Source organism: Flavobacterium sp. B330r, from assembly GCF_056824325.1.
In genome coordinates this window covers 3,983,447-4,008,573 of sequence record NZ_CP124860.1, presented here as the reverse complement: position 1 = coordinate 4,008,573, position 25,127 = coordinate 3,983,447, and the positions used below count along the sequence as shown (strand labels likewise).

The following is a 25,127-nucleotide window of genomic DNA, read 5'->3' as shown; positions in this document are numbered from 1 at the left end:
TTGATGTCCGCTAAATAAAACTTGGATCAAAAAACTTAAGAAATACTGCCTGCAGAAAGCAAAAGCAATTGGGTAAAATTATAAACAATATTTACCCATTGCGTTTGAGAACCTTCTCTTAACTATCTTTAAAATAGTTTGAGAACCGACCGATTATCTATCCAATAAAATTACAGCTTTTAATTTTTCACTATAGTACTATAGCTTCTACTTTATCAAATGCTTCACTGAATGATAAAGGAACTGATTTTGAATTAATATAGCTATTTGTTGAATTATCAATAAGCAGGTTAATGTTAAACAACCTTGTATCGGATTTTTCCAAAATTAATTTTTGCTTTATTTCATGTAAAACTTTCTGGGTCTCCACATACGATTTATCCGATTTTGATAAGTTAGATATGTATGCATCAAAAAATGAGGCCGCATGGCTGAAATCCGGCTTATCATTTACTTCTGTATAAATCCTGAAAAATAGAATCTGCAACCTTTCGTAATCATCAATTACCGAGTAATCCGAAAAATTAACACCATAAAAATCAAACCTTTTCATTTTTAAGTAATAATCTAAAGCCGTAATTTTATTAAAATGAAACAATACCCACATAGCGTTGGAAAGATAATAATCTTTTCTCTCACTCTCGTCCTGTTCAAGGTATTCAATTGCCTTTTCAATACAGAACTTCTGCTCTCCTAATTGTACAAGCAAAGTAATGGCTGACCAGCAGAGAGGATTGTTAACATCTGCGCAGCATTCCATCAGCAGATCAATATCACTTGTCCTCTTAAAGTACAGTTCTAATTTTTCATCTAAATTGTATCCAGGATTCTGTCTTAAAAAATACGCTCTAATCTTGGCATAAGCATCTTTTAGATTATTCTTCAAAGCGTAATCAACATGCCTATCCATTATAAACTTAAACATTTTATACTCAACAATATTTTCAATTACCTGCTTATCAAATAGCTCTTTATCATTGATTTCCTTAAAAAGGTAAGCAAAAGACTCCTCTTTTTCATTTGTATTATCAATGTCATAAAATTTCAAACTCTTCAGAAAAAACCATTTGGCTAGAGGAATATTGAAAAGTTTTTGAAATGAAATAACAATTTTAAAGGTCTGAAAATCTTTTCCATATCGAAAATTAGTTTCGTTTATAAGTACTGCAATATTATTAAAGTCAATATTTTCAGAAGTATCGATTGTCCAAACGAAAATCTTCTCTTTCTGCTCAGGAGAAACAACAAATTTTAGATTTTCCCTATTGTTGCCTTTTATACTATCTAAAATAGCCTTGAAGATAAAAATTTTGTCATCTAAAAAGGCACTTGCCTGCTTATAAGTTAAACGTCCGAAAGCATCCATTAATGACTGCAGAATTGTTAAAACACTGTCATGATAAACAGGATAATTTTTCTCTTTTCTCCAGTCGTTGCTTAGTTTAAAAACATCATCTCTTTCAAGAAATTCAGTATTATTATCATCGTAGATATTCTTGATTCCATGCAGTAATTTTTCTGTTTCAAATAGAAGATCAAAGTTAGCCTGTATGTTTTCTATTATACTTTTATTATGCTCTTCAAACTGCTTCTCATCCATAACATTAGTTTCAAATTTAAATCCTGCTTCAGTCATCATTTTTTCAAATTCGACTGCATTTTTAGTATTATAATGCGTCAAATTGTTACGGAAATAAATAATATCCTCGGAATTAATCAGTTTTGTTTTATATTGATTTTCTATAATATAGTCTAAAACCTTAACATTAGCAAAACGAGCAATAAAGCCTCTTACCTGCGAAAAATCATTATTATTAACTAAATACATAGCAGCTTCTAAATGTTTGCTACTATCATTAATTACTGAGATCAAGATATTTTCACGATTATGATAACTCGTTTTCTTGTTTATAGACGCTAAAAGTCTCACCATAAAATCATCCTCCTGCAAAGCAAAGAATAGAAATCTCTCTTGGAGATCTTCCGAATGACGGCTGTAAAAATCAACATATACATTATCAAAGAAATAATAAGAAACGATTTCAATGAAGCTGTTTGAATCTGCCAATCTTAATATAAGGTCCAAAAGTTTCCAGTCATTCCCCCTGTGAACTTCATCAAAATCCTTTCTCTTAACTATATCAGCATTTCTTAAAAACTCAGCTTTTATATACCAGAAAAGCCTATCAATATCCTTGATATAATAAATTAGATATAGTAATGCGGCATTTATCTCTTTATTGCATTCGTCTTTAAAAATTTCCATAATTTGGTCCAAATAATATGGATCATTTTCACAGATTTTCCAAGAAGTTATACAGCGCAGAATCTCCGATTTCACAGCAGGGACTATTCTTGGCAGACTAAGAAGTTCTAAAAATAATGGACGTAAAATTTCCTGTCTGCTTATAGATGGTTCGAAAAAGCTTATTAAATTCAAAGCCGAGATAATAACCCTGAAATGTTCATTTTGTTCTTTAACAAATTTAACGAGATAATTAAAGTTTTCCTCGCAGTCTCCAAATTCAGCTATTTCCTTAACGGTAAAAGCGCGGTTAGTGCTTATCCATAGTTTTTTCTCAATACACTGCCTGTTGAAATATTCCTTGAAAACATCTTCTTTAAATGACTCTGTTCGGTCTGAATCCGCCTTGAAAAGAATTTCTATCTGATTTGATATCAGCCACTCATTCAGCTTCTTAAATGTTTCAGAGTTTTTATCCAGTAGATTTACTAAAAACGTAATTGTGTTGAATAGAGAAGGATGAACAACTTCCCTTTCAATATTTTGAATTTTTATAATCTGCAGTATTTCTTCAAAATCTTTTTCAGAAAGGATTTTTGCAACAAGATATTCCTGTATTTGGCGATGGACAAAACTCCAGTGTTTTGGTTCACCGGAAAGTTCAAGAGTAAAAGGGTTTTCAATATACTCCAGATAATCTCCTGTTATCTTCTCCAGCTCTTCTGCTGTTGAATAATTTTGCTGCATTAACTCATTAGTAAATGCAACTTTTTTGATATCCTTTATAATTTTTAATTTATTAACCAGCCTTTTTTTTGTCTGTTTTTCCTCATGTTTTTCCAAAGTTTTTCTAATAAACAATTCCCACATAACAGAATCAGATACAGGCAGGGTTCCCTTCTCCAAAACATAACCTGCAAAAAGTTCCAAAAAAAAGGGAGTTTTTAGATAATTCAAATGTTTATCTCGAAGTTCAAATTTATAAATATCCACTCCATACTTATTTGCAAGAAGGCTTGCGGATTGTTCTGCTGTCAAGTCTTGCAAATAAAATGATTGAAAATCGGTTATATTAACAAGGTATTTCTCATATATATTTGTTCTACAGCTAATTACATAACCGATATTTAAATGTTTATTTTGTGATATAAACAGCTCAAAAGCTGATACAAAATCATGAATTTCAGCTATTTCATCAAGCCCGTCCAAAATAAAAGTCACTTTTACTAGTGATTTCCAATCCTGATAGATAATCAGGTCCTCGAATCTATTAATTTTTCTAAAGTTCTTTAAATTTATGGAAAAAGGAATGATCCCTGTATTATCTTTCTCTTCCCAAAGTCTTTCAAACAGCGTTTCAAGTTCTTTTGTTTTTCCAATACCAGGGTTACCTAATAAAACTATTTTGGTAGTTTCTAAAACAACTTCGAATAATGTCTTACTGTCCTTAACTTCTCCAAACCAATTAATTGTATAACCTTGCGATTGATTTATATATCTTGGCTCGTAATAATTTTTATTTTCCATAATTATGTTCTGAATTGGTCTTTAGGCAATTCAACTGTTTTAACAGTTCTTCCCTCCCTCGTTAAATTAAATCCTTTATTTGAATTTGCTGCATTCCTATCAATTCCATGTGGCGCTGTCTCAACATCATCGATGAAATTTTTTGCAGTATCCTTATTATTATATTTTCTGTAATGCACCTGCAGTATTTTATACCTTTTCAAATCAAAATCCAGAATTTGGTATCCAGGATGATACTCTGACTCTTTTTCTTCGGGTTTAAATAAAGCGGCCCTGCTTCTAAATCCGACACAGGAGCCAAATGGAGTGTAAAGCACATTGGTACTCACATTATGAAAGTGACCGTATAGGAAAAGTTCAATTTTCTTTCTTTGTAAAATACCTCTGATTGAACTTTGCTCCGCATAATCATCAACCGAATGATGAAACAGACAGATATTCATATCTGTGTTAATTCCATCTAGATACTCCAGACTTCTGTATAACTGATGGTCTCCAAAGAAAAGTTTCTCTGAATCGTTTTTAAGCTTTATGCTCTTGCATCGCCATGAATCGTTTACTAAAATAAAACCGATTTTATATCCTGACTTTTCAAAGAAAAACGTTGATTGATTTACGCCAAATTTATAATTATCATTTCCTTCATGATATACTTTCTCAAAATCTTTAAATTTTTTAATCCTATGATTATTAATAAATTCGTGATTTGTCTCTAAATAATTATTGATATTGTCAGAGGTAATCTCCCTGCACAGCATACTCTCATCATAAAGTCTAATTTCCCTTTCATCCACATCATGATTTCCTGGCACAAATAAGAATTTATGCAGTGGTATATTCAACTGTTCCGATATAGGATCAATAAAAACTTTTTTAAAAATATCGTATGGATTGCTATACTCTTTAAATTCACTCATACCAAGTAATGAATAACCGCCTTTATCTACAAGGTCACCAGTTATAATGATTAAATCTATAGCATTTGGAGAATTATAATCACTTAAATCCCGAATTAAGGCATCTCTGTAATTAAAATTGAATTCAATAAAATTGTCTTTGGATAAATGTATGTCAGAAAGATGGACTATTCTCATAGAATTATTAGTGAAATGCTAAAATAGGGTATTTTACTTAATAAAAGACAACAGCATGCAACCTTAAATTCAATTTTCAGATTTAATCCATTTGCTGAAGTAGCCTATTGAAATATTTTCATTCAAATCGGGTTAAAAGGGCAGCAAAGATAGTGTCCCCCGTATGCTGCATGCGCATAACGGCTCTGTTCCCCTCCACCGCCCTTCGGGACTTATAGCACTCGGCATCTTCCAGCGGTCCACTGATTTCTTGCTTTCTTTTTTCCCGTTTTTTCTTTCTATTTTTCCTGCTACCTAAAAGCGGTCATGCCATTAAGAATCTGAAAAAGAAAACGGTATGCACCAAAAAGCAGTATTTCTACCCGCTGTTTTGAAAAAATTAATCGATAAGTTTGGATCACCAGAAATAATATAGCGCAGTTACGGATTTCCGTAAAAAAGCTTTAGAATAAAAATAAACATTTGCACTATTGTCTAACTTTAACCAAACCAAAAAATGGCAGAATACAGAATTTCAGGAATCTGGAAAAATTCAGACGGAATCATAACCCATTATGCAGTCCATCTTAGAAGAAAAAATGCAGACGGGAAAAGCTACACCATCGAAAAACCCGTAAAAATGACTAAAGCAGCCGCCGTGGAGCTACTGCAGAAACCGGGAAATACGGCAAAAACATATATATGGAATTATACCGCCGCAGGCTGGTTTGCAGGAGGTGACGTGCACGTGGTTACAGGAAATCCCTCGTTCCTGAGAACAAACCACGACGGCACTGTCAGAGATAATCTGCTACACCTGATCAATTACGCCTGGGTGTACTAAAGGCTTGTAAGAATAAATACTACGTTGAACAATAATTCTTTTAAACATGGCAGCAACCGTGAACCAGGCATTTGAGCAGTTCCTGCACAACTATGTCAGAATAGACACTTCAAGATCGGACGTGGCTAAATCCAGCAAAAAGACACTTGTTTCCGAAATACAGAAATTCCCGGAAGATAATAAGTTTCCCCTCCTGCATCCCGATGTAAGCATCGATTACGGGTCATTTTCCAGAAAAACAAAAATCAGGCCTCTGGATGATATAGACCTCATGATAGTCCTGCATGCCGAATCAAATTACAGGACCCAATACTCAGATCATTTCAAAATTTCAGTGCCGCCGGCAGCCACAAGACAGCTCGCGCTGTGCAATGACGGCACAAATATTTTAAATTCTATCAAAGTAATCAATAGATTCATTGCAAAGCTTGAAAATGTTTCTTACTACGATAAGGCAGAAATCAAGCGCAATCAGGAAGCCGTCACACTGAGCCTGAAATCCTACGAATGGGTGTATGATATCGTTCCGTGTTTCATCACCGCTCCGCTCGCCGACCAAAGCACTTTCTACCTTATTCCAGACGGAAAAGGGAACTGGAAAGCCACAGATCCCAGGATAGATAAGAAAAGGATGGATTATATCAACAGCATACAGCAGGTGTCGGTCATTGAAGTGATCCGCATCATGAAGTACTGGACCAAACGCCCGACCATGCCCACAATGAAATCCTATTTTCTGGAAAACCTGATCCTTGATTATTACAATTCAGGAGTGGAAAGCTCGCAGTATATAGATATCGAAATTCCTAAAATACTGGCCTACATCCATAACAATATCCACCAGCCCCTTAACGACCCTAAAGGCTTTCAGGGTGATATCAACCATCTGAGCTATGAGGAACGCAATTCGGTCCAGACAAAGGCCGCCGCGGACTACCAAGCCGCAAACGAAGCCCGTCAGTTCGAAAAAGACAAGAATATAAAGGAATCCATTTCCAGGTGGGGAACCATTTTCGGAAGTGATTTTCCAAAATATACCGGGAGCCAGCCATGAATGCGATAAAAACAGCGCAGAATGCTTCGGGCACACTGAAGTATCTAAAAGCCGGCAGGGTATTATACAGCACGGCCAAATCCGCATTCGGTGTCCAGATCACCGTAACGGTCGTAATTACAATTATATTCAGTTTCCTGAAACTGATTCCAAAAGAGCGGCTGGTTTTCGATCTCAACGCCTGCATTGGGGTGGCATCACTTGCGATCGCATGTTCTGAAATTCTCTATTTCAATCTGTATGTCTCAGGACTGAGGACCTCGGGGGCTAAAGCACAGGAACTTTTTGACTGCAGTGTCTACGGAATGCCATGGAATGCAATCAACAGCGGTTCAAAACCTGAAAAATACATTATTGAAAGCAGTGCCGAGAAGTATGTCCCCGATCCAGACGCTCCGGTTGAAGACTGGTATGATATTGATCTTGAAGACCTATCCCATCAACGAGCAGTGCTTCTCTGCCAGGAAACAAATTTATTCTATGACGCAAAATTAAGGGAACACTTCAAAACGGCTAATATTCTTGTCTGTCTCGGGGTTGTGTTTTTATCGCTTCTCGTCTCAGTGCTCTCCGGCATTAAAGTAGGGAACTATATCACCACAGTGCTACTGCCGGTACTGCCCATGATCGTTCTTACCCTAAAAATTGTCATGGAAAACAGAAAGTCCCTGACAGCCTCCACCGAACTCAGAAAGATCGTCCTGCAGCTTAAGGACAGACAGATAGATCCGTCGCCGACAGAGCTGCGCTCAGTGCAGGATAAGATTTTCTGCAGCAGGAAAGACAGTGCACTGGTTCCAGACTGGTATTACAGATGGAGAAGAAAACACCTGGAAAAACTCATGAAAGCCAATGGCCGGAAAACAGAATAAAAAAAGCCGGAAATAATTTTATTTCTGGCTTCTTGAGTTCTTGAACATATCATTAAACTGCCGCTACAGGCTTTCCATATCAACCACAAAGCGGTATTTAAAACCGCCTTTCAGCAGATGCTTATTCGCAGGATCAATATCGTCCTATTTTTTAAAATGGTTACTGATTTAGCCCAGGAACGCAGAAAACTGCGTCTTAAATCCCAAAAGACACACCGGTCAGCTGCCGGCAGATCTTCAGTAAATCTTCCTGCAACTGAACATCAGCGGCTTACGGATTGCAGCGTTCGATTTTCTTATGAAAAAATACTGCCCGCTGGTACTGGCCTGTTCCTCATTCGAAACAGCAAGCCATACCAGTGTTTCATATCCTTTCTTAAGATTGTCAGGCACATTCTTTCCCCCCATTAAAACAGAGACATAAAATTACAAAAACTACTGATGCAAGTTTTATGGCAAAATCATGGCACAAACAATTTTAGGAAACGATAAACATTGAAAAATCAAGGCTTCCCAGCTTTAGGTTCGAAACTGTATACGCACATTTTAGAACAGATACCTTTGTCAGGGGAAAAAAATGCGTCTGCCTAAATTTTATTACTGCACCTAAGTTTTTTAGTTAAGATAAAAAGAAACACCGCTGATTTGGCGGTGTTCCTTCATTAATCCTTTGGTATCCCATTTAGCTGCAGACTAAAATCTTGATTCAAAAGTCTTAATTTCCCAGCTGCTATTTCCTTCATTTAAAACAGCACACAATATTTTATTTCCATCCGTGCGCACATTCACCAATCCATAAACAAATTTGTCTGCCACACGCAGTTTGGAGAGAGCTGTAGTTTTGTCCTCTGCGTTAAGCCCTCCCGATTTAGTCTGTTTATAGGAAACTTGTATTTTCTTCTCATCCAAAAGACTTATATCAAAAATACTGCCCTGATGCTGATAATCTTTATAACTGACTTTATATGGATTGCCTATTTTAAGGCTTCTTGAAATCTCTGTACTGTAGATCATTGGTGTGAGTAACTTGTCGCCTGAAATTTTTCTAAATCCTGTAGCGCCTGATGCGCCAACTATATTTGGTCTTGGATGGGCATGTGTTTCATCGTCTCCTGATGAAATGATAGTAGCCGCCGCCTGCACATACTGAAGAAAATTATAGGAGCAGTCATCGCTTCCATGGTGGCAGGACTTAACCACATCGGCCGCCAGCTCCTGGGTGCTGCCGGCAAGGGCTTCCACAATATACTGCTGGCTTTTCTGGTTCAGGTCGCCTGTAAGCAGGATCCTGCTCCTGCCGTAATCCAAACGCAGCAGCACCGAATTTCCATTAGTGTTCTGGGAAGGAGTTTTAAAATCTTTCAGCGCTGGTTTGCCCTGAATAATGGTCTCGATGGGTCCGAGTATTTTAATGGCCAATGGATTGTCGGTTCCATAACCCGGCAGGTAATCAAAGTTCTTTTTAGGGTTGTAAGAAAGTCTTTTGCAGGGTGCTTGGGTCTCCTTAATACATTTCATAAACTCCGCCCATTCACCTTGCAGTATATATTCATCTCCACTAAGCCCCTGAATAATGGAATCCCTGTCATCCAGCAGGGACTTAATATAACCATTCTCTATTTTTCCCAGGCTTCTCTCTCCATTTTTTTTCCACCATCCCGCACCGGCATGATAAAAATTCTTAATTTCAACACTAGTACAATCCAGTTCCGTATTTTCCGCGGCATTGATAAGGTCCCATAAGCCGCCGTAATGGTCCGCATCGCAATGGCTGCATATCATTTCATCAATTATGATCTTCTGCTGCTTATAATCTACGGCAAACTTCCAGTCCACAAAATCAGCCGCGCTTTTGCCATGCGGCTGCATCTTACGGGTATAGCCCCCGTCAATTAAGATATGTTTTCGCTCCGGGGTTACGATCAGTATACCATCTCCCTGTCCAACATCAATAAAATAGAGTTCCAGAAGCGGTTTATCACCTAGATATTTAGGATCAATATAACCTGATGGTGCCCATCTGCTGTGCACTTTCAAAAGACCATTCTGAGGGATAGGGTCCAAGATTTCAACACGGTCTCCCCAAAGCAGTTCAATAAGAACATCCTCGCCGTCGCTTGCCTTGTAGACTTTAGCTGTTTCTGATTTTAGATATTTAATCGTCTCCATAATTCCAACATTGGTTAAAAGATTGATTTTCAATTAAAAACACCCTCAAATCTACAGCTTTACATTTATTTTTCACTACGTATAATTACTCATTTTCAAGGAATTAGATAAAATATTTCAATTCAAAACGGGTTAAAAGGGCAGCCAAAGTAGTGCCCGCCCTTACCTGCATGCGCATAACGGCTCTTCGCCGCCCTTCGGGACTTATAGCACTCCGGCTCGGTATCCGGACACTGGTCTTCTGCTTTCTTTTTTCCCGTTTTTTCTTTTGAAAAAATTCATTTGGGCAGGTACGGGGGAAGAAAAACAAAAGATAAGTATTCACTAAAAATCCAACATCATGGAAATCACAGGACGAATTGTAAAAGATGCCTCAGTTTTTAAAGTAAAAGAAAACCGTGAGGTGGTAAACTTCTCCATAGCAGTCAACGACAGCTATAAACCCAAAGGAAGCACCGAAACCAAAAAGATTGTAACCTATATCGACTGTTCGTATTGGATGAGCGCAGGACTGGCACAGTGGCTGAAAAAAGGAACTTTGGTACAGCTCTTCGGGCGCATCGGGCTCAATGTCTATATCGGGAATGACGCTCAGGCGCACGGCTCACTGACCTTTCATACATCAGATATTAAGATACTGGTATTTGCGCAAACGGATAATAATGCCCATACACCCGCACTTAAACAGCAGAATGCATCTGATAATCCCGATGACCTGCCTTTCTAGTTTTTCAACGCCTTTAATTTTTATACGCCTAAATATTATATCATGAAAGCCTTAAAAAAATCCAATTACAGCGAGTATCGTGTAAGCGATGCCTTCAATCAGATTATTCTTCGAAGCATCATTTCTTACGACGGGAAAAGAAGGGAACAGCTGAAAGCTTTTTTTCTTGACCTACAGCAAGGAGGATGCGTGAGCGGTATGATTTCAGAATTTATCTACCACGCCGACTGCAAAGAATTTTACATCGAGCATATCGATGACCTTGAAAATATCCGAACCGAATTGGAAGAAGCTATCGGCGAACCGATTGAAAACCGTTTTCAGGCTCCCCATTACACTTTTGTGTGCTGGCTATGCTTTGAAGAATACTGCTTTGACCTCTACTCTAGGCTATACGAATAACAATTTTCAATCTTAAATATACTCTTATGAAAGCTTCTGAAAATTTTAAAAACGCCATAGAAAACTATCTGAATAATTTGGCGCAGGGCGATACCGACTTTGCACCGCACTACGCTAAAACTACCAAAAATTTGGAAAGCTGTCTGAATTACATTTTAGGTGAGGTCAAAAAAACAGGTTTGTGCGCCTTTAACAATCAGGAAATTTTTGATATGGCAATTAAGTACTATACCGATGATTCCATCGGCACGACTGCCCCAGTGGCATGCAAAGTTGTGGTGCAGACCCCTGCCTCCTCAGATCTTTTCTCTCAGCCTGAAATCCCTGCTGTGACAGTCAAAACAGAAACTGTTCCACCAGTAAAAAAAGAAGTAAAACCCTTGCAGACCGCCCTTACACTCTTTGACCTATGATACCCAAAACCCACATCGAAAAACAGCTCACGGCGTTAAGCAGTTCACTTGCGCCCATAAGACCTGAGGTATTCACTTGGGCGGAGCAGAATATCTTTCTCAAATGGGGCGTATTGTCCCGCTCCAAATTTTACTGTTTGCAGTGCACCCATGTTTGGAAACCCTCCTGCGAAAAGACCTGCGCTAAGTTCACTTCCTGCCCTGCCTGCGCGGGAAAGCTTAAAATGATGCCCTATAATCAGGTGCATTTTAAAGAAACCGAATATTTTGCCGTGATTGATAGCTGCACAGGGTTTCAGGTGGTACGAATGGTTATTGCCCACAAGCACATGAAAAAGAATTTCATGCCGACCTATTTTCATAAGGAAGTCATGCAGCATTGGATTAATCCCAAAGGCGAAGTCCGTACGCTCGCACTCAGCACCAATGTGTTTTCAAATACGCTAGATGCATGGAAATTCTATTCCCCTCTTGAAATCAAACCAAAGGATTTCTCTCGTAATGCCAAATTCTATATCAATCCTTTTAAAGTTTATCCCCAGATTAAAGTGCTTACTATTTTAAAAAGAAATGGCTTTAAAAGTTCGGTCTACGATATTACACCGCACCTGCTCTTCTCATCACTTTTATCTGACCCCATCGCAGAAACCCTCCTCAAATCACGACAGCTGAACCTCTTGCAGTACTATCTCGGCGCTTCAAGGCAGAACATCCGACGAAACTGGCAGGCTGTCAAAACGGTCATCAGAAATGGCTATAAGATTTCAGATGTACAGATTTGGGAGGATTATCTCGAACTGCTTCGTTATTTCAATAAAGACCTTTCCTGTGGTAAGTATGTATGTCCTGAAAACTTGGGAGAAGCACACGACCATCTCGTAAAGAAAAAAAGGGATTTGCTAAGAAAGAAAAAACTCCAAGACCTACGCCTTGAAATCGAAAAGGCGCAGAAAAGATATCAAAGCGATAAAAAAAGATTCTTCGGATTGTCCTTTAAGGAAAAAGAAATAACAATCGCCGTCATTGAGCATGTCAAAGACTTTATGTTAGAGGGCGATGAACTTTCCCACTGCATTTTTACCAATCAGTACTACGATAAAAGGGACTCTCTTATCCTCTCGGCGAAAGTCTGCGACAAAACTGAAGAAACCATTGAACTCTCTCTGAGCAGAATGGAAGTCCTGCAATGCAGGGGACTTAAAAACAAACCCTCAAAAAACCATGCGCAGATAATACGTCTGATGGAGCAGAACCTTTATCAAATCAAAGAGAGGATGAATAAAAGAAAAAAAACAGAAACGAATAAAGCCGATTATTAATCGGCTTTATTTTTTTTCGAGCGCAGACACTTCAAAGCAGCAGTACCCATTCGCAGCAACGCCCACGATTGCCCTCCAACAGTTTCAAACCAGTATTTATACCTGATAGTTTCCGTACTGAAAGTTATACATTTGGCTTCTCAATGTATACCGTATAAAAATGGCAGAAAATATAAGATACAGCATAAGGGTTAATGCAAAAATTCCTATTGAAAATTTTTTAGGAAACAACAATAGGACAAACCACTCCTATTTCTGGCTTGAGGATCATGATCACGGAGGAAGAGAATTTCGCTTTACGTCCTCTCTGCTTTCAAGTTTTCAAAAATCTGATGAAATAGTAATTGCCGCAGAACAGCTCGTTTCGCTCTTTCAGGGGATTTATACACTTTTGGACCGTAACAGAATCGCTGTTCATTATTTCACATTAGGTGATATTTACGACCATGAAAATGAAATTCAAATCAGGAATCCCCGCAATATAGAAATATATAAAATAGACTTGGATTTGGCATCCATTCCGTTATTGGCCGAAAACGCCCCTGTCAACCCAATTTATATTTTATTTGAAAAAATCTGCACTGACCCTTTCCTTACCAATCTTTTTTTCCTGCTGTCCAAAAAAGTGGACTACAGACTGCTTTATATGATTTACGATGATATCAGATATTTTTTAAGGCAACAGGCTGATAATGTTTTTTTGAAACCTCATAAGAGTAAATTAAACGACTTCCATCATACGGCCAACAACTATGAGGTGCTAGGATATTATGCCAGACATGGCAGGACAGCCCATGATCCTCCTTCCTCTCCGATGTCCCTCGATGATTCAAAAAACCTTATTTTCGATATTATCACTAAACTGCTCCTTGAAAAGTGCGGCATCACCTTGCCGGGTTATTGGGGTATGAATTACATCACTTTTTCACCCATGCCAAGAATTGATGGCTAAAAAACTAACATAAAACCAAAATCTAACCAAAATGGAAAAAAACCCTTTCTCCCTTTTTGATTTTCTGGGTTATTTCATACCTGGATCATTTGCATTGTTTCTTGTCTATTTTCTGCAAAACCAAGATGGACTGCAATTTTATTTTAGAAGAGGGAATATTGAAACATTGAAGACAGATATCTCGATTATCTACATGACTTTTTTTATCATTCTGGCCTATACATTGGGTCATATCTTAAGTTTTCTATCTACCTTGACTATCGAAAATTTTACAATATGGAAATTTGGTTATCCCTCTAAAAACCTCCTGGGCATCTACAGCACTAACCGATATTTCCAGAGAAAATGCAGATATCCACCGGCTGTGGACTGGATCCCCACTATCTTATCGTTTATACTTCGCTTGCTTCTGGGAGCCTTTCTTGCTCCCATATCGCTTTCATCCATTAGCATCGGAAAAATGCTAGACCTCAACAGATCGGTCTATACCAAAAAATTAGGTGAGCCTTATGTGTCCTTGATCAAGACAAAAATAATTGACCGATTTCGATTGCTCGACCCCACCCTCACCATTGACTTTACAAATCACGATTATAATAAACTGCTGATACACCACAGCTATGACGTCAATGCATCTCATCAGTCCAAGCTGATGAACTATGTCGCTTTATATGGTTTTTTACGGGTGACCTGTTTTATTCTCAATATCCTGACATTATATATGCTGCTGTATATCTGCTGGCACTTTCCTGAAGAGTTTACAATTGAACTGCATAAAAGTCTAAGTGCGGAGTTCGTTATTTTTCTTGTTTCCGGTTTTATGACTTATGTCTGTTATCTGGGCTATCTGAAATTTTACCGCAGGTATTCCCAGGAGAATCTAATGATAATGCTCTTGTAAGCAGCAGGATCATAAGACTTCAAAATCTGCCGCAGTCAATTTTATAAAAAAGGCTTACGTGGAGTTGTCTTCGAATTTGCCACAAAAAGTTAAGGCGAATTTTTACAGTTTTTTTACCAATCTAAGTTTGTGGCAAAATCGTGGCACATGGTGTTTTGGAAAAGCAGAAACTAAGCCAAATAAGACTCTAAAAAATTTAGGTTCGAAACTTTTTAAACTTACGGAAGATAAAATATTGATAGAGTATTAATTTGATTTGGGTGCAGAATCGGTGCACCTAGATTCAAGATAAAATTTAAAACACTATAAAACAACCACTTGAAAGCTTAAGTTCGAAACATTACTACATCAAAAACTGTCTCAGCTATTATGAATCAGAGATTTGTGGCACAATGTATTAAAAAAACTAGAAGTTCTGTAAAATCAACGCTTGACAAGTCTAAGTTCGAAATTACGTTATTGATTACAAATAGCAATAAAATTTATCCCTACAATAGTTTCAATCTGATAGTAGTTGGACTATTTTCTATTATTTTTAAAATGGAAAATTATATGTTTCTTTATATTTTTTTTAAAGTTAACCATAGTTATATCTCTTTTTAGGAACTTTTTTATGATCGTATTCGACTCTATACAATTTTAAATATTCGGAAGGCGGTAGACCAACTTGCTTAATAAACGCCCGGTGGCAAGTAGCCCTGCATTTGAATCCGCAGGCTATTAGCATTTTCTCGACTGTTAAATCTTTCCATTCAAAATCGTTTAATTTTTCTTTGAAATACGCGATTCTCATACTATTTATATAATTTCTAAAATTATGTTTAATTTCTGAATTAATCAGGTACGAAAGCGTATGAAGTTCAATTCCTGTTTCTTCTGCCAAATCTGGCAGAGAGAAATCACATTTAAGAAAAAGCTTTTTAGAAACTAAGGCACTCTCGACTTTGGTCAAATAAGTTTTTTTTTCGTTCTGTGTTAGTTTTTTAAAATTCATATTTTTTATTGCCAATAATATAAAAAAAGTTAGTGCCAGATAATTATCCACTAAAGATTAACATTATATCATCAATTTGAAAAAAAAGCACAAAGCTAAATTTAAGTATTTTTTTAAAGTCAAACTAGTTTTAAGTCAAGAATAGTCACTAAAATACTACGTTAAAATCTAGCAATTAAATGATATTTAAATTTTAAAAGTATAGAATGGTTAGAATCACTAATTTTAAATTATCCCATATAAAAATCAGAAAAAAACTGCAAGACTGCTCTCAAAACCTTGTTTCTCGTTTTGAAATAATACGAAGGAATCAATTATCAAGGTGACTTTGGTAAAAAAGATTCCTGGATTACTCAGCTTTAAAAAAATTAGTCCTCTGAACTTTATGGCAGAATCGTGGCACAAGGAGTTTGGAGTGAATACCTTTTTTGCCACAAAAAGCTAAGTCAGTTTTAATGATATTTAACCAATCTAAATTTTGTGGCATAATCGTGGCGTATGTAGTTTTATAAAAATAGAAATTCAGCTAAATAAAGGTCTAACGAGTTTAGGTTCGAAACTTTTAGACACTTTTTTGTTTATTATGAATCTCTACTGCGTATTTTTTAAATATTTTGATGGAGTCAACCCAACATGTTTCATAAACGCTCTGTAGCATGTAGTTCTAGATCTAAATCCCGCAGCGAGAATCATTTTATCGACAGTTAAATCTTTCCATTGAGGAGTACTAATATTTTCTTTAAAATAAGCGATTCTCTTAATATTAATATTATCTTTAAAATGAAGGTTAAATTCGTTATTAACTATAAATGATATAATATGGAGCTGAATTCCTGTTTCTTCAGCAAGGTCGAGCAGAGATAAATTAATATTTAAAAATAGCTTTTTAGAAGATAAAATGCTTTCTAATTTTGTTGAATAAAATTGCTTTTCTTCCGACGTTAATTTTTCATATCCCATTTTTCTGTGATCGTATCGTGTAAATTATTTATTTAATAGCTTGGCTTGGCTCGTTTCTTCCCTTCTAAAAATGTAAGCTAACAGCATATCATAATTAAAAACATATAAACCTAACTTTTCAAAAATAAGATTTATTTTCTAAATTACTGACATACACTTATTTTTAAAGTATTTACCTAGATAGATATCTACAAGACTATTTTGGATCTTTACATATTTCACCCGTCTTAGTTTTGTGGCAGAATCGTGGCACATGGGTATCTTGTAAAGTAGAAATCCAACAAAACCAAGGCTTGGCGAGTTTAGGTTCAAAACTGTATTAGCTCATTTATAAATACGACTTAAAATACGGATGGTAAATACATTAGTTTAAAATTATTTTTTCCAGATATCTACGTATTCATCCGGATATTTTTTGAACTGTGAACTTACGTAGGGACACACGGGCAAAACCATTAAATTATTGGTTCTTACATAAGACGTCATTTCTTTCAAAAGCTTTTTAGCGTAACCTTTCCCTTCTGCTTCAGGTTCAATTCCTGTGTGATAAACAATCAGTAAGTGAGGCCTGACCCTTACGATCATTTCACCTAGCTTTTTGTTGTCAACATACAGATTAAAAGCCCCCTGTTTTTTTTCATCTAACTCCAATTTTATTGTTTCCATGTTTATTACTATATTATCAGAGAACAACTAATCTTTAAATCTTGAATTAATCGATAAACTTTTAATTATTACTATGACCTGTATCTTTTAAAAATTTAATTAAACCTTTCATATAAGTTTGCTGATCATCATACATACTCATATGACTTCCTTTGTCACAATACAAATAGGTTCCATTTTTAACCTGTGTAGCTATCCATTTCATATGTTCCGGATTCATTGTGTCATATTTTGCACCAATTGATAATGTTGGTACTGTAATTTTAGAAAGTTCTTTTGTAACATCCCATTTTTCAAGTTTACCTGAAAGACCAAATTCACTTGGTCCCTGCATCGTAACATAAAGTGATTGGTTAATTTTACTAAAAGCACGATTAACAGGATCCGGCCACAGGTTTGCATCTAAACGTAAAATATGTTTCGAATAAAAATTAGGCACAAGTAATTCCATATATTCCGGATTTTCAAAATCCTTGTTTTTTTCGATTTCCCTGATTCTGGCTAAAACTTTTGGATCTAGTTGCTTAGCCAGTACCTCTTTGGCATACTTATCATATTCCGGAGCACTCATCATCATATTTGAAATAATAAGCCCTTTTATATTTTGTTGATATTTAAGAGCATATTGAGCTGCCAAAATTCCACCCCACGAATGACCCAATAGATAAAAATTGTCTTTATCCAGTTTTAATGCCTGACGTACCTGCTCAATTTCTTCTACAAAACGCTGTAAATCCCAAAGTGCAGGATCATTTGGATTGTCTGAATTACCCGTCCCTAGTTGATCATAATAAATAAATTCAATGCCTTCTGCCGGCAAAAAACTTTCCATACATTCAAAATATTCATGCGTTGCTCCCGGTCCTCCGTTAAGTAATAATAACTTAATCTTTGGGTTATTTCCAATTCTCTTTGTCCAGACATTAAATTTACCTTTTGGTGTAGTAATTTGCACCACCTTTACACCACCTGTTTTAATACCCGAAGTGGTGTCTGTCAGATACGTACTAACATCCGTGTTTTTATTTCCTAAGGTATTTTCTTTATTACATGCATTTAAAAAGAATGCAGCTAAGGCCAGTAAAAAAATATTTTTGTAAGCAATCATGGGCGATGTTTTAATTTATTTATTTTTATATAAAATTTTAATTTAATTAATTTTAACCAAATGTTTTTCAATACTGGACCTTTGAGATTCGTACTGCTCTGGGAGTTTTAAGTTTTGACCTAATTCTTCTAAACTTTCATCTACTGTAAACCCGGGATTATCTGTTGCGATTTCAAACAAAACTCCTCCTGGTTCTCTAAAATAGAGAGAATGGAAATATTGTCTGTCTATTTGTGGTGTAATTGACAATCCGTATGCTTCTACTTTTTCACGGAAGTGCATTAAAATTTTATCATTTTGCACACGAAAAGCAACGTGGTGAACAGATCCATTGGCAACGATACCCTTTTTTTCATCGGTCAACTCTACTAAATCAACAATGGCAGCATTTTCTACAGCAGTTGTGGCATAACGGTAGCGGTTTACGTCCTGATCAATCAATTTGTAGCCAAAAATTTCTGTTAAGATTGCAGCAGTTTCTTTTATGTTATTTAAAGTCAAAGTTATGTTATGAAAACCTTTTGTAGCTGCATCCTCTTTTACTTCATCAGTTTGCCATGCTTTTCTGTTATCTTCGGTTTTTGATTCGATTAACTCTAATTTTAAACCATCCGGATCCAGAAAAGTAAGGTATTTTTCTCCAAATTTTTCAGCTGGTTTATTATAAATTACATTGTATTTCTCAAAACGTTTCTGCCAGAAATCAAGGCTTCCTTTTGGAACAGAATATCCAATTTCGGTAGCCATTCCGGATCCTTTTACTCCTTGCTGAATTCCTTCTCCCCAAGGAAAAAAAGTTAAAATGGTTCCTGCACTTCCTATCTCATCACCAAAGTAAAAATGGTACGTTCGGGGATCGTCAAAATTCACCGTTTTTTTGATGAATCTTAATCCTAATATTTTTGAGTAAAAATTGAAATTACGTTTTGCATCACCTGCAATTGCAGTGATATGGTGCATACCTAAAATTTTATTTTCCATGGTATTTATACATTAAATTGTTGTGATTTCATTACAAATTTACTTCCCTTGATCGACGCATCCATTAATCTGGATTAAGAAATATAAAATCATATTTTACTTCCATAACCGTCAAATAATGTTTTCACATTTGTAAAAAACTTTTTAAAGCTATGGTTTTAGTAATAGAACTTTACTTTTTTGAAAGAAGTGCCTCTAAATCTTTAATTTGCTGTTCAAGATCGCTAATATGTTTTTTTTGAAGATCAAAAACTTCTTTGATTTCCGCAACTGTATATCGCGGTGTGATATGCTGCGGGCAGTTCCAATCATAAGCCTTAATTTTAAAAATCATCATTTGCTCGGGCTTAAACTTATAATCTTCAGGTTTTAGTTTCTCATATAATTCACTGTTGCCTGCAACATCTAAGATTTGAGCTTCTGCATAAATTTTTAAGCGTGCCCTGTGAGGGTAAGAAACCATTATAAGGGCTACTTTAGGATTTTTTGATATATTTCCTGCAGAAATATATTGGCGATTTCCAACAAAATCAACAATTCCGATCGTATTTGCATCTATAATTTTCACAAACCCCTGGGGTCCGCCTCGATGTTGTATGTACGGAAATTCATTTTCACCATATGAAGCCATATAAAAACTGTCCTGACTTTCTATAAATGCCATTTCCTGTTCGCTCAGGCCATCGGTATAGGTCATTTTTTCCATTCGGGCATAACTGTTCCGGCTTCCTTTTTTTTCCTGAATTTCTTTTATGGCATCGCTAAAAGCTAGTTCTTGATAATTCATTGCAAATTTCTTTTCTATTATATTTAAAGCTCCTGAATCTGTCTTATCATTTGATTTGTAAATCCCCATTCATTATCGTACCAGGCCATGACCTTCACTAAATCTCCATCGACCACTCTTGTCATTTCAAGATCAACAGTTGCAGCGTAAGTGCTTTTAATTATGTCGCTAGAAACCAATTGCTCATGGCTGACCTCAACGACTTTATTGTAGCGGGGCGTCTGAGCTTCTTCGGTTAAAATCGCATTAATTTCTTCAACTGTAGTTGCCCTTTGAGTTACGAAAGTAATATCAGATATTGAACCAATTGGTACTGGTACACGCACGGCAATACCGTCAAATTTGCCAACAAATTCAGGTAATGCTTTTGTAACGGCTAGAGCTGCACCAGTGGCAGCTGGTGCTGAATTAAGCCCAGCTGCACGTCCCATTCTGGGTTCTTTTTTAGAGGGAGCATCAACTAAAGTCTGAGAAGCCGTATAAGCATGTGTCGTATTTAAAATTGCCTTTTTTATTCCTATACGACGCCCCAGTATTTCTATGATCGGGCCAATATTATTCGTTGTACAGCTTCCGCAGGAAAAGATTTCTACTTTACCTTCCTCTGTATTTACACCGTGTACAATAGTGGGAGTATCCTTAGTAGGACCAGAAATAACTACAAATTTAGCCCCTGCCTGCAAATGCTTTTCTGCATCGGGTTTATTGGTAAAAAAACCGGTACTTTCGATTACAACATCAACACCGAGTGATTTCCACGGAAGTTCTGAAGGATCTTTTATTGTTGTATATTTAATTGCCTTTCCTTCAATAAATATAGTATCGTCTCTAAACGATACCTCTTTTTCATATTTGCCGTAAATACTGTCTCTTTGCAGTAAAAAAACAGCATTTTCTATGCTCATCAGATCATTAATCCCTACGACTTCTTGTCCGGCTGTATCGGTAATAATTTTTAAAGCGGCCCTGCCTATACGGCCAAAACCGTTAATTGCAATTCTTTTCATGTGATAGTGTATTTAATTTATAATAAGAAATATAGGGTGACTGTTGCCCCAATAACAATTGCATTTTTTTTTACCCTTTCTATATCAATTTTTTCTTTGCATGCATTTCCTAGGTAACCTCCCAAAATAGCCCCAGTTATCATTACCAGCGCAAAAGGCCAAAAAATCAACCCAGAACAAATAAAAACAAGAATTGCTATTCCATTACTGGCTCCAACTAAAAACAACGCCAATCTTTCTAGAGTGTCATTGCTTTTGATTCCATAAAAACTGTACAGGATAAAAATGATCATTCCCATCCCTGCTCCAAAATATCCTCCATAAATACCTAGTAAAAATATCGGAACTAGTTTTGTATGTGAGTACTTAAACTCTTTTCTGGTTGCAAACTCCAAATTAAAATAGTGCTGTATTCGATTATAAAAAGTAAAAAGAATCCAGGAACATAACAATAAATAAGGTGCAATACTTTCAAACACCTTATGCGAAAAGGCTATGAGCAGAAAGGCTCCTGTCACACCTCCAATTGTACAGGCTACAACCATATAATTGAAATGCCTTTTAGAAATTTCCCTTGTTTTTTTTATGGGTTTTGATGAGACAAGAAAACCGGATAAAAGAATGATGGTTGTAGTTGCCGTTCCTGTTACAGGCTGTATACCTCTAAAAATCAAACTTGGAAAAATAACAAACCAGCCTCCTCCTATAGTTGCATTAACACCACCTCCTATGATGGCCATTAAAAATAAAAAGAAAAGTTCAAGATAAGTATTCATAATAGTTAAAAGTTTAAATACCAATATGTTATTATTTCATCCGCTATCTCATTTCCAAATTCCTCAAGTGCAAAATGACCTGTAGGATAAAATATAAGTTTTGAGTCAAAAAGGTCTTTGCGTAGCATTTCCGCACCTTCCTTTTTGAATACTTCATCATGCTCTCCCCACACAATCAAAGTAACGGGTTGCAGATTTTTTAAAAAGTCCTGCCAGACAGGATAAAGCGCTACATTAGTACTATAGTCCCTCTTTAATTCCATTTGAATCTCTTTAACTCCCTCCCGCTCCATTAAGAATTGATCTAAAAAATAGGTTTCCGGACCTATATTTGAAATATCCTGCGCTCCATGGGTATACTCCCATTTGGTATACTCGAATTCAAAAAACTTTTTTAGTTTAGTATAGCTTTCAAAATCATCCTTTCGATATAATGCACTAACCTCTTTTAACACATCCCCAACTCCCTCACTATAAATATTTCCATTTTGAAAAATAAGCATCTGGATCATTCCCGGACGTTTGACGAGTAAACGCATTACTATGGGGGCACCATAGTCAAATAGATAAAAACTAGCTTTCGTTATCCTTAACTTTTCCAAAAAATGGGTAACAATAGTAGCGTAGTTTTCGAAAGTATAACTAAAGGTTTCCAAATTTGGAACATCACTGAAACCAAACGCTGGCAGATCAGGGGCAATAACATGAAAATGTTTTGATAATTTAGGTATCACATTTCGAAACATATGCGAGGAAGAAGGAAATCCATGAAGTAACAATAAAGTAGGATTTCCAGAATCTCCGGCTTCACGATAGGCGATTTTTATCCAATCTATAATAACAGCCTTATGACTTATTTTCGCTTCCCGCTTACTCCCAAAATCCATAATATCCTAAATTAAGAGGTTCATGTACCGGAAATCATTTCAGTTCCCAGTCATCTCCTGTTAAATATCCAAATCGTTTGTACTGTAATTGCTTATTTTTTTATTAACATCAATACACTTAAGCATTTCTATACCACAAACTTAGACAATGGTTTCAATTGCATTTCTGTTATATACTTACTAAAAATTATAAAAAATAAAGATATTGGAGCTCAAAATTATTTTTATAACCAGAGTTAGTCTCTAGCAGCTAAAAAGCTAAATGCACTAAAACATGGCAATCTCAACTTAAGAATTTCATAATGTGTTCTTCTAAAAGCAAAATGAACTTTGTTTATAGCTTCTATTGTTTATCAAGCAGTTTTCATTTTGTAATTATTGTGCTTTATAAACTTCCAGTTCTATCTCTATCATTAATTCAGGAAATGCCAATTCTTTTACACCAAGCCAGGAACCTGTCGGAAAGTTTTTCTTGTAGATTTCTTTTCTGTATCCTGAGATTTCAAGAAATAACGGCATATTGGTGGTAAAGATATTTTCCATCACCACATCATCAAATGTGCAGTCATAATGTTTTAATATTTTATCCAAATCTGCATAACAATTTTTCATTTGCTGAGCCAGATCACCTTTTGCAGTAGGTTTCCCTTCATCGTCAAAACTCACAGCACCTGAAATCTTAATAGTATTACCCATTTTTACTGCATGAGAATAACCATAGGACTTTTCAACTTCAGGACGAAGTAAAAAATATTCCGGCTTCTCCTTAACAATAATGGATTGCTTTTTAGTTTCATCTTCAAATTCTTTGTCCTTTTGACCACAACTTTGAATAATACATGTTAATCCAATAACTAGTAACATTACTTTTAATTTTTTTAATACGGTTTTCATAACAATAGTTTTTTATTCGCCTACTTTATCAGGGCTTCAGCTTTCCCTTTATGTATTTAATGTGCCTTAGATATAAAAAACCAAAGACAAATTTTATTCATGATTTTTTTTTGACTCATAAATACAACTCTCTTTCTTTAGAATTTCAGGCAGTGGAAATAAAGAAAATTACTAACATCTCTCCCTTTAACCATTAAAATTCATTCCTTATAAATTGGAGGAATTGTAATGGCACAGAAGATTAAAAATGAACTTCTTTACTTGCTGAAACAAAATTATACCGAATAAAAATTTCATTCTCTGTGAATAATTTGCTAATGATTATAAAAACCTAAGATTTAATTTTTTTTTCCCATTTAGATTAGTAAACCTTATTTTTCTTTAGTAAATATGCACTGTGTAAGAAACTGAAGTGTAGGATTTTATATAAAATAAAAAATAATTAACAAGCTGAGATAAACATATTCTGAATAAAAATTAACAAAAATCAACTTTTTAAAATAGATACGGTAATATTTTATCTGTTTTAAGTAGTTTTATATTAAAAAAATCAATGGAAAAGCAAATACCCATATTTAATACGTTAAAAGAGATTTGTGATTGGTTCGGGCTGCCTTCAACTGAATTAATAAGCGAAGATTTTATGCTTCAGGAAATTAACCAATGGAATAAAAATAAACTACTCAATGCCCCCGATAATTACAAAGCCAACTTTTTTACTATTTTTATAATTAATGAAGGAAGTGCAACACACCTTTATAATGATGAAGTGATAAATTTAGAATCATCCGGAATATTTATAACAAGTCCTGGTCATCATCGTAATTATAAATTCGATCACTTGGGTGAAGCCTGTTTTATCTGTTTTACAGAAAAATTTCTTGCTGACCAGTGCTTTTCTGATATCTATCAGGAGTTTCCATTTTTACTTTCCGAATCATTTATTTATACAAAAGCAGATCCGGAAAACTACCAGATAATAAAGTATAATACAAACCAGATTAAAAAAGAAATCCAGCGTAATCCCGATCAGAAAATGGTACTAATTGGCAATATGGTAGAATTTCTGCTTATCAAGATTAAAGAGCTTTTTCAAAATCAATTGTACAATTTTACTGACAATAATAATTCAGTAATCAATACCTTTTACAAAGATTTAGAACTCTACTTTAATGAAATATTGGAAGGAAAAAAGCCAAAACAATTAGGAGCCAAAGATTTTGCAGCTTTACAATTTTTAAACGAAGATTACTTCTCCGTAGTAATTAAAACAAAAACAGGAAGAACCCCAACTGCATGGATAAACAGCAGACTTCTAAGTGAAGTTAAAATGTTATTAACCGAGACAGCTGTGCCGATAGCAGAAATTGCTAACCTATTTCAATTTACCAACAGTCGTTATTTTAATTCCTATTTTAAAAACCAGACTACACTAACTCCTGCTTTTTACAGGAAAAGTCTACACAGAAGGTAGAATCTTTAAATTTTATAACTAAATGCCACTTTAAGAGTATTACTGAAATTTTCATATCTAATATCTTTGAAAAATAAAAGTTCCCAATTCATAAT

Annotated in this window: 23 protein-coding genes; 10 read left to right on the top strand and 13 right to left on the bottom strand. The window is 35.5% G+C overall.

Annotated elements, in window-relative coordinates:
* Positions 1-190 precede the first annotated feature (190 nt).
* Positions 191-3,772, bottom strand: a complete 3,582-nt coding sequence (locus tag QLQ95_RS17885; RefSeq protein WP_482500929.1) for an NACHT domain-containing protein — start codon at positions 3,770-3,772, stop codon at positions 191-193.
* 2 nt (positions 3,773-3,774) lie between these two features.
* Positions 3,775-4,866 (bottom strand): metallophosphoesterase family protein, encoded by a 1,092-nt coding sequence (locus tag QLQ95_RS17880; RefSeq protein WP_482500927.1) that lies wholly within the window; start codon positions 4,864-4,866, stop codon positions 3,775-3,777.
* Positions 4,867-5,362: 496 nt separating this feature from the next.
* Here QLQ95_RS17880 and QLQ95_RS17875 point away from each other — a divergent pair, with 496 nt between their 5' ends.
* The 3 genes from QLQ95_RS17875 to QLQ95_RS17865 are packed head-to-tail and all read left to right on the top strand — an operon-like array spanning position 5,363 to position 7,615.
* On the top strand, positions 5,363-5,689 hold the full coding sequence (locus QLQ95_RS17875) for a DUF3892 domain-containing protein (protein WP_482500925.1): 327 nt from the start codon (positions 5,363-5,365) through the stop codon (positions 5,687-5,689).
* 46 nt (positions 5,690-5,735) lie between these two features.
* Entirely contained in the window at positions 5,736-6,743 is a 1,008-nt protein-coding gene (locus QLQ95_RS17870) for a hypothetical protein (RefSeq protein WP_482500924.1), read from the top strand.
* Complete coding sequence (locus tag QLQ95_RS17865; protein WP_482500922.1) at positions 6,740-7,615, top strand: S-4TM family putative pore-forming effector; 876 nt, start codon at positions 6,740-6,742, stop codon at positions 7,613-7,615. The genes QLQ95_RS17870 and QLQ95_RS17865 overlap by 4 nt, the downstream gene beginning before the upstream one ends.
* A gap of 693 nt (positions 7,616-8,308) precedes the next feature.
* Here QLQ95_RS17865 and QLQ95_RS17860 read toward each other — a convergent pair.
* Positions 8,309-9,784 (bottom strand): ComEC/Rec2 family competence protein, encoded by a 1,476-nt coding sequence (locus tag QLQ95_RS17860; protein ID WP_482500920.1) that lies wholly within the window; start codon positions 9,782-9,784, stop codon positions 8,309-8,311.
* 340 nt (positions 9,785-10,124) lie between these two features.
* Between QLQ95_RS17860 and QLQ95_RS17855 the strand changes: the two genes are divergently transcribed.
* The 6 genes from QLQ95_RS17855 (at position 10,125) to QLQ95_RS17830 (ending at position 14,498) form a co-directional block, all read left to right on the top strand.
* Positions 10,125-10,511 carry a single-stranded DNA-binding protein gene (locus tag QLQ95_RS17855; RefSeq protein WP_482500919.1) on the top strand — a complete coding sequence of 129 codons (387 nt, stop codon included), beginning with the start codon at positions 10,125-10,127 and terminating at the stop codon, positions 10,509-10,511.
* Between the two features lie 42 nt (positions 10,512-10,553).
* On the top strand, positions 10,554-10,913 hold the full coding sequence (locus tag QLQ95_RS17850; protein ID WP_482500917.1) for a DUF7222 domain-containing protein: 360 nt from the start codon (positions 10,554-10,556) through the stop codon (positions 10,911-10,913).
* A 26-nt stretch (positions 10,914-10,939) separates the two neighbouring features.
* On the top strand, positions 10,940-11,326 hold the full coding sequence (locus QLQ95_RS17845) for a PcfK-like family protein (RefSeq protein ID WP_482500916.1): 387 nt from the start codon (positions 10,940-10,942) through the stop codon (positions 11,324-11,326).
* Positions 11,323-12,645, top strand: a complete 1,323-nt coding sequence (locus tag QLQ95_RS17840; RefSeq protein WP_482500915.1) for a PcfJ domain-containing protein — start codon at positions 11,323-11,325, stop codon at positions 12,643-12,645. The genes QLQ95_RS17845 and QLQ95_RS17840 overlap by 4 nt, the downstream gene beginning before the upstream one ends.
* 160 nt (positions 12,646-12,805) lie before the next feature.
* Positions 12,806-13,597: a hypothetical protein gene (locus QLQ95_RS17835; protein ID WP_482500913.1), complete on the top strand. Its 792-nt coding sequence runs from the start codon at positions 12,806-12,808 to the stop codon at positions 13,595-13,597.
* Positions 13,598-13,628: 31 nt separating this feature from the next.
* Entirely contained in the window at positions 13,629-14,498 is an 870-nt protein-coding gene (locus QLQ95_RS17830; protein WP_482500912.1) for a hypothetical protein, read from the top strand.
* Positions 14,499-15,075: 577 nt separating this feature from the next.
* Here QLQ95_RS17830 and QLQ95_RS17825 read toward each other — a convergent pair.
* From QLQ95_RS17825 to QLQ95_RS17780, 10 genes are all read right to left on the bottom strand, one after another.
* Positions 15,076-15,492 carry a helix-turn-helix domain-containing protein gene (locus tag QLQ95_RS17825; RefSeq protein ID WP_482500910.1) on the bottom strand — a complete coding sequence of 139 codons (417 nt, stop codon included), beginning with the start codon at positions 15,490-15,492 and terminating at the stop codon, positions 15,076-15,078.
* Positions 15,493-16,083: 591 nt separating this feature from the next.
* The gene (locus QLQ95_RS17820; RefSeq protein ID WP_482500908.1) at positions 16,084-16,452 is read right to left on the bottom strand and encodes a helix-turn-helix domain-containing protein; all 369 of its coding nucleotides are present in this window, start codon (positions 16,450-16,452) and stop codon (positions 16,084-16,086) included.
* A gap of 375 nt (positions 16,453-16,827) precedes the next feature.
* Positions 16,828-17,118: a GNAT family N-acetyltransferase gene (locus tag QLQ95_RS17815; RefSeq protein ID WP_482500907.1), complete on the bottom strand. Its 291-nt coding sequence runs from the start codon at positions 17,116-17,118 to the stop codon at positions 16,828-16,830.
* A 61-nt stretch (positions 17,119-17,179) separates the two neighbouring features.
* Complete coding sequence (locus tag QLQ95_RS17810; RefSeq protein ID WP_482500905.1) at positions 17,180-18,226, bottom strand: proline iminopeptidase-family hydrolase; 1,047 nt, start codon at positions 18,224-18,226, stop codon at positions 17,180-17,182.
* 42 nt (positions 18,227-18,268) lie between these two features.
* Positions 18,269-19,207 carry a ring-cleaving dioxygenase gene (locus QLQ95_RS17805; RefSeq protein ID WP_482500903.1) on the bottom strand — a complete coding sequence of 313 codons (939 nt, stop codon included), beginning with the start codon at positions 19,205-19,207 and terminating at the stop codon, positions 18,269-18,271.
* 172 nt (positions 19,208-19,379) lie between these two features.
* Positions 19,380-19,994, bottom strand: a complete 615-nt coding sequence (locus QLQ95_RS17800; RefSeq protein WP_482500901.1) for a pyridoxamine 5'-phosphate oxidase family protein — start codon at positions 19,992-19,994, stop codon at positions 19,380-19,382.
* A 23-nt stretch (positions 19,995-20,017) separates the two neighbouring features.
* Complete coding sequence (locus tag QLQ95_RS17795) at positions 20,018-21,001, bottom strand: type I glyceraldehyde-3-phosphate dehydrogenase (protein ID WP_482500900.1); 984 nt, start codon at positions 20,999-21,001, stop codon at positions 20,018-20,020.
* A gap of 17 nt (positions 21,002-21,018) precedes the next feature.
* Entirely contained in the window at positions 21,019-21,777 is a 759-nt protein-coding gene (locus QLQ95_RS17790; protein WP_482500899.1) for a sulfite exporter TauE/SafE family protein, read from the bottom strand.
* 5 nt (positions 21,778-21,782) lie between these two features.
* Entirely contained in the window at positions 21,783-22,664 is an 882-nt protein-coding gene (locus tag QLQ95_RS17785; protein ID WP_482500897.1) for an alpha/beta fold hydrolase, read from the bottom strand.
* A 375-nt stretch (positions 22,665-23,039) separates the two neighbouring features.
* On the bottom strand, positions 23,040-23,558 hold the full coding sequence (locus tag QLQ95_RS17780) for a RidA family protein (protein ID WP_482500895.1): 519 nt from the start codon (positions 23,556-23,558) through the stop codon (positions 23,040-23,042).
* A gap of 553 nt (positions 23,559-24,111) precedes the next feature.
* Here QLQ95_RS17780 and QLQ95_RS17775 point away from each other — a divergent pair.
* Positions 24,112-25,032 (top strand): helix-turn-helix domain-containing protein, encoded by a 921-nt coding sequence (locus QLQ95_RS17775; RefSeq protein WP_482500893.1) that lies wholly within the window; start codon positions 24,112-24,114, stop codon positions 25,030-25,032.
* Positions 25,033-25,127: the final 95 nt, after the last annotated feature.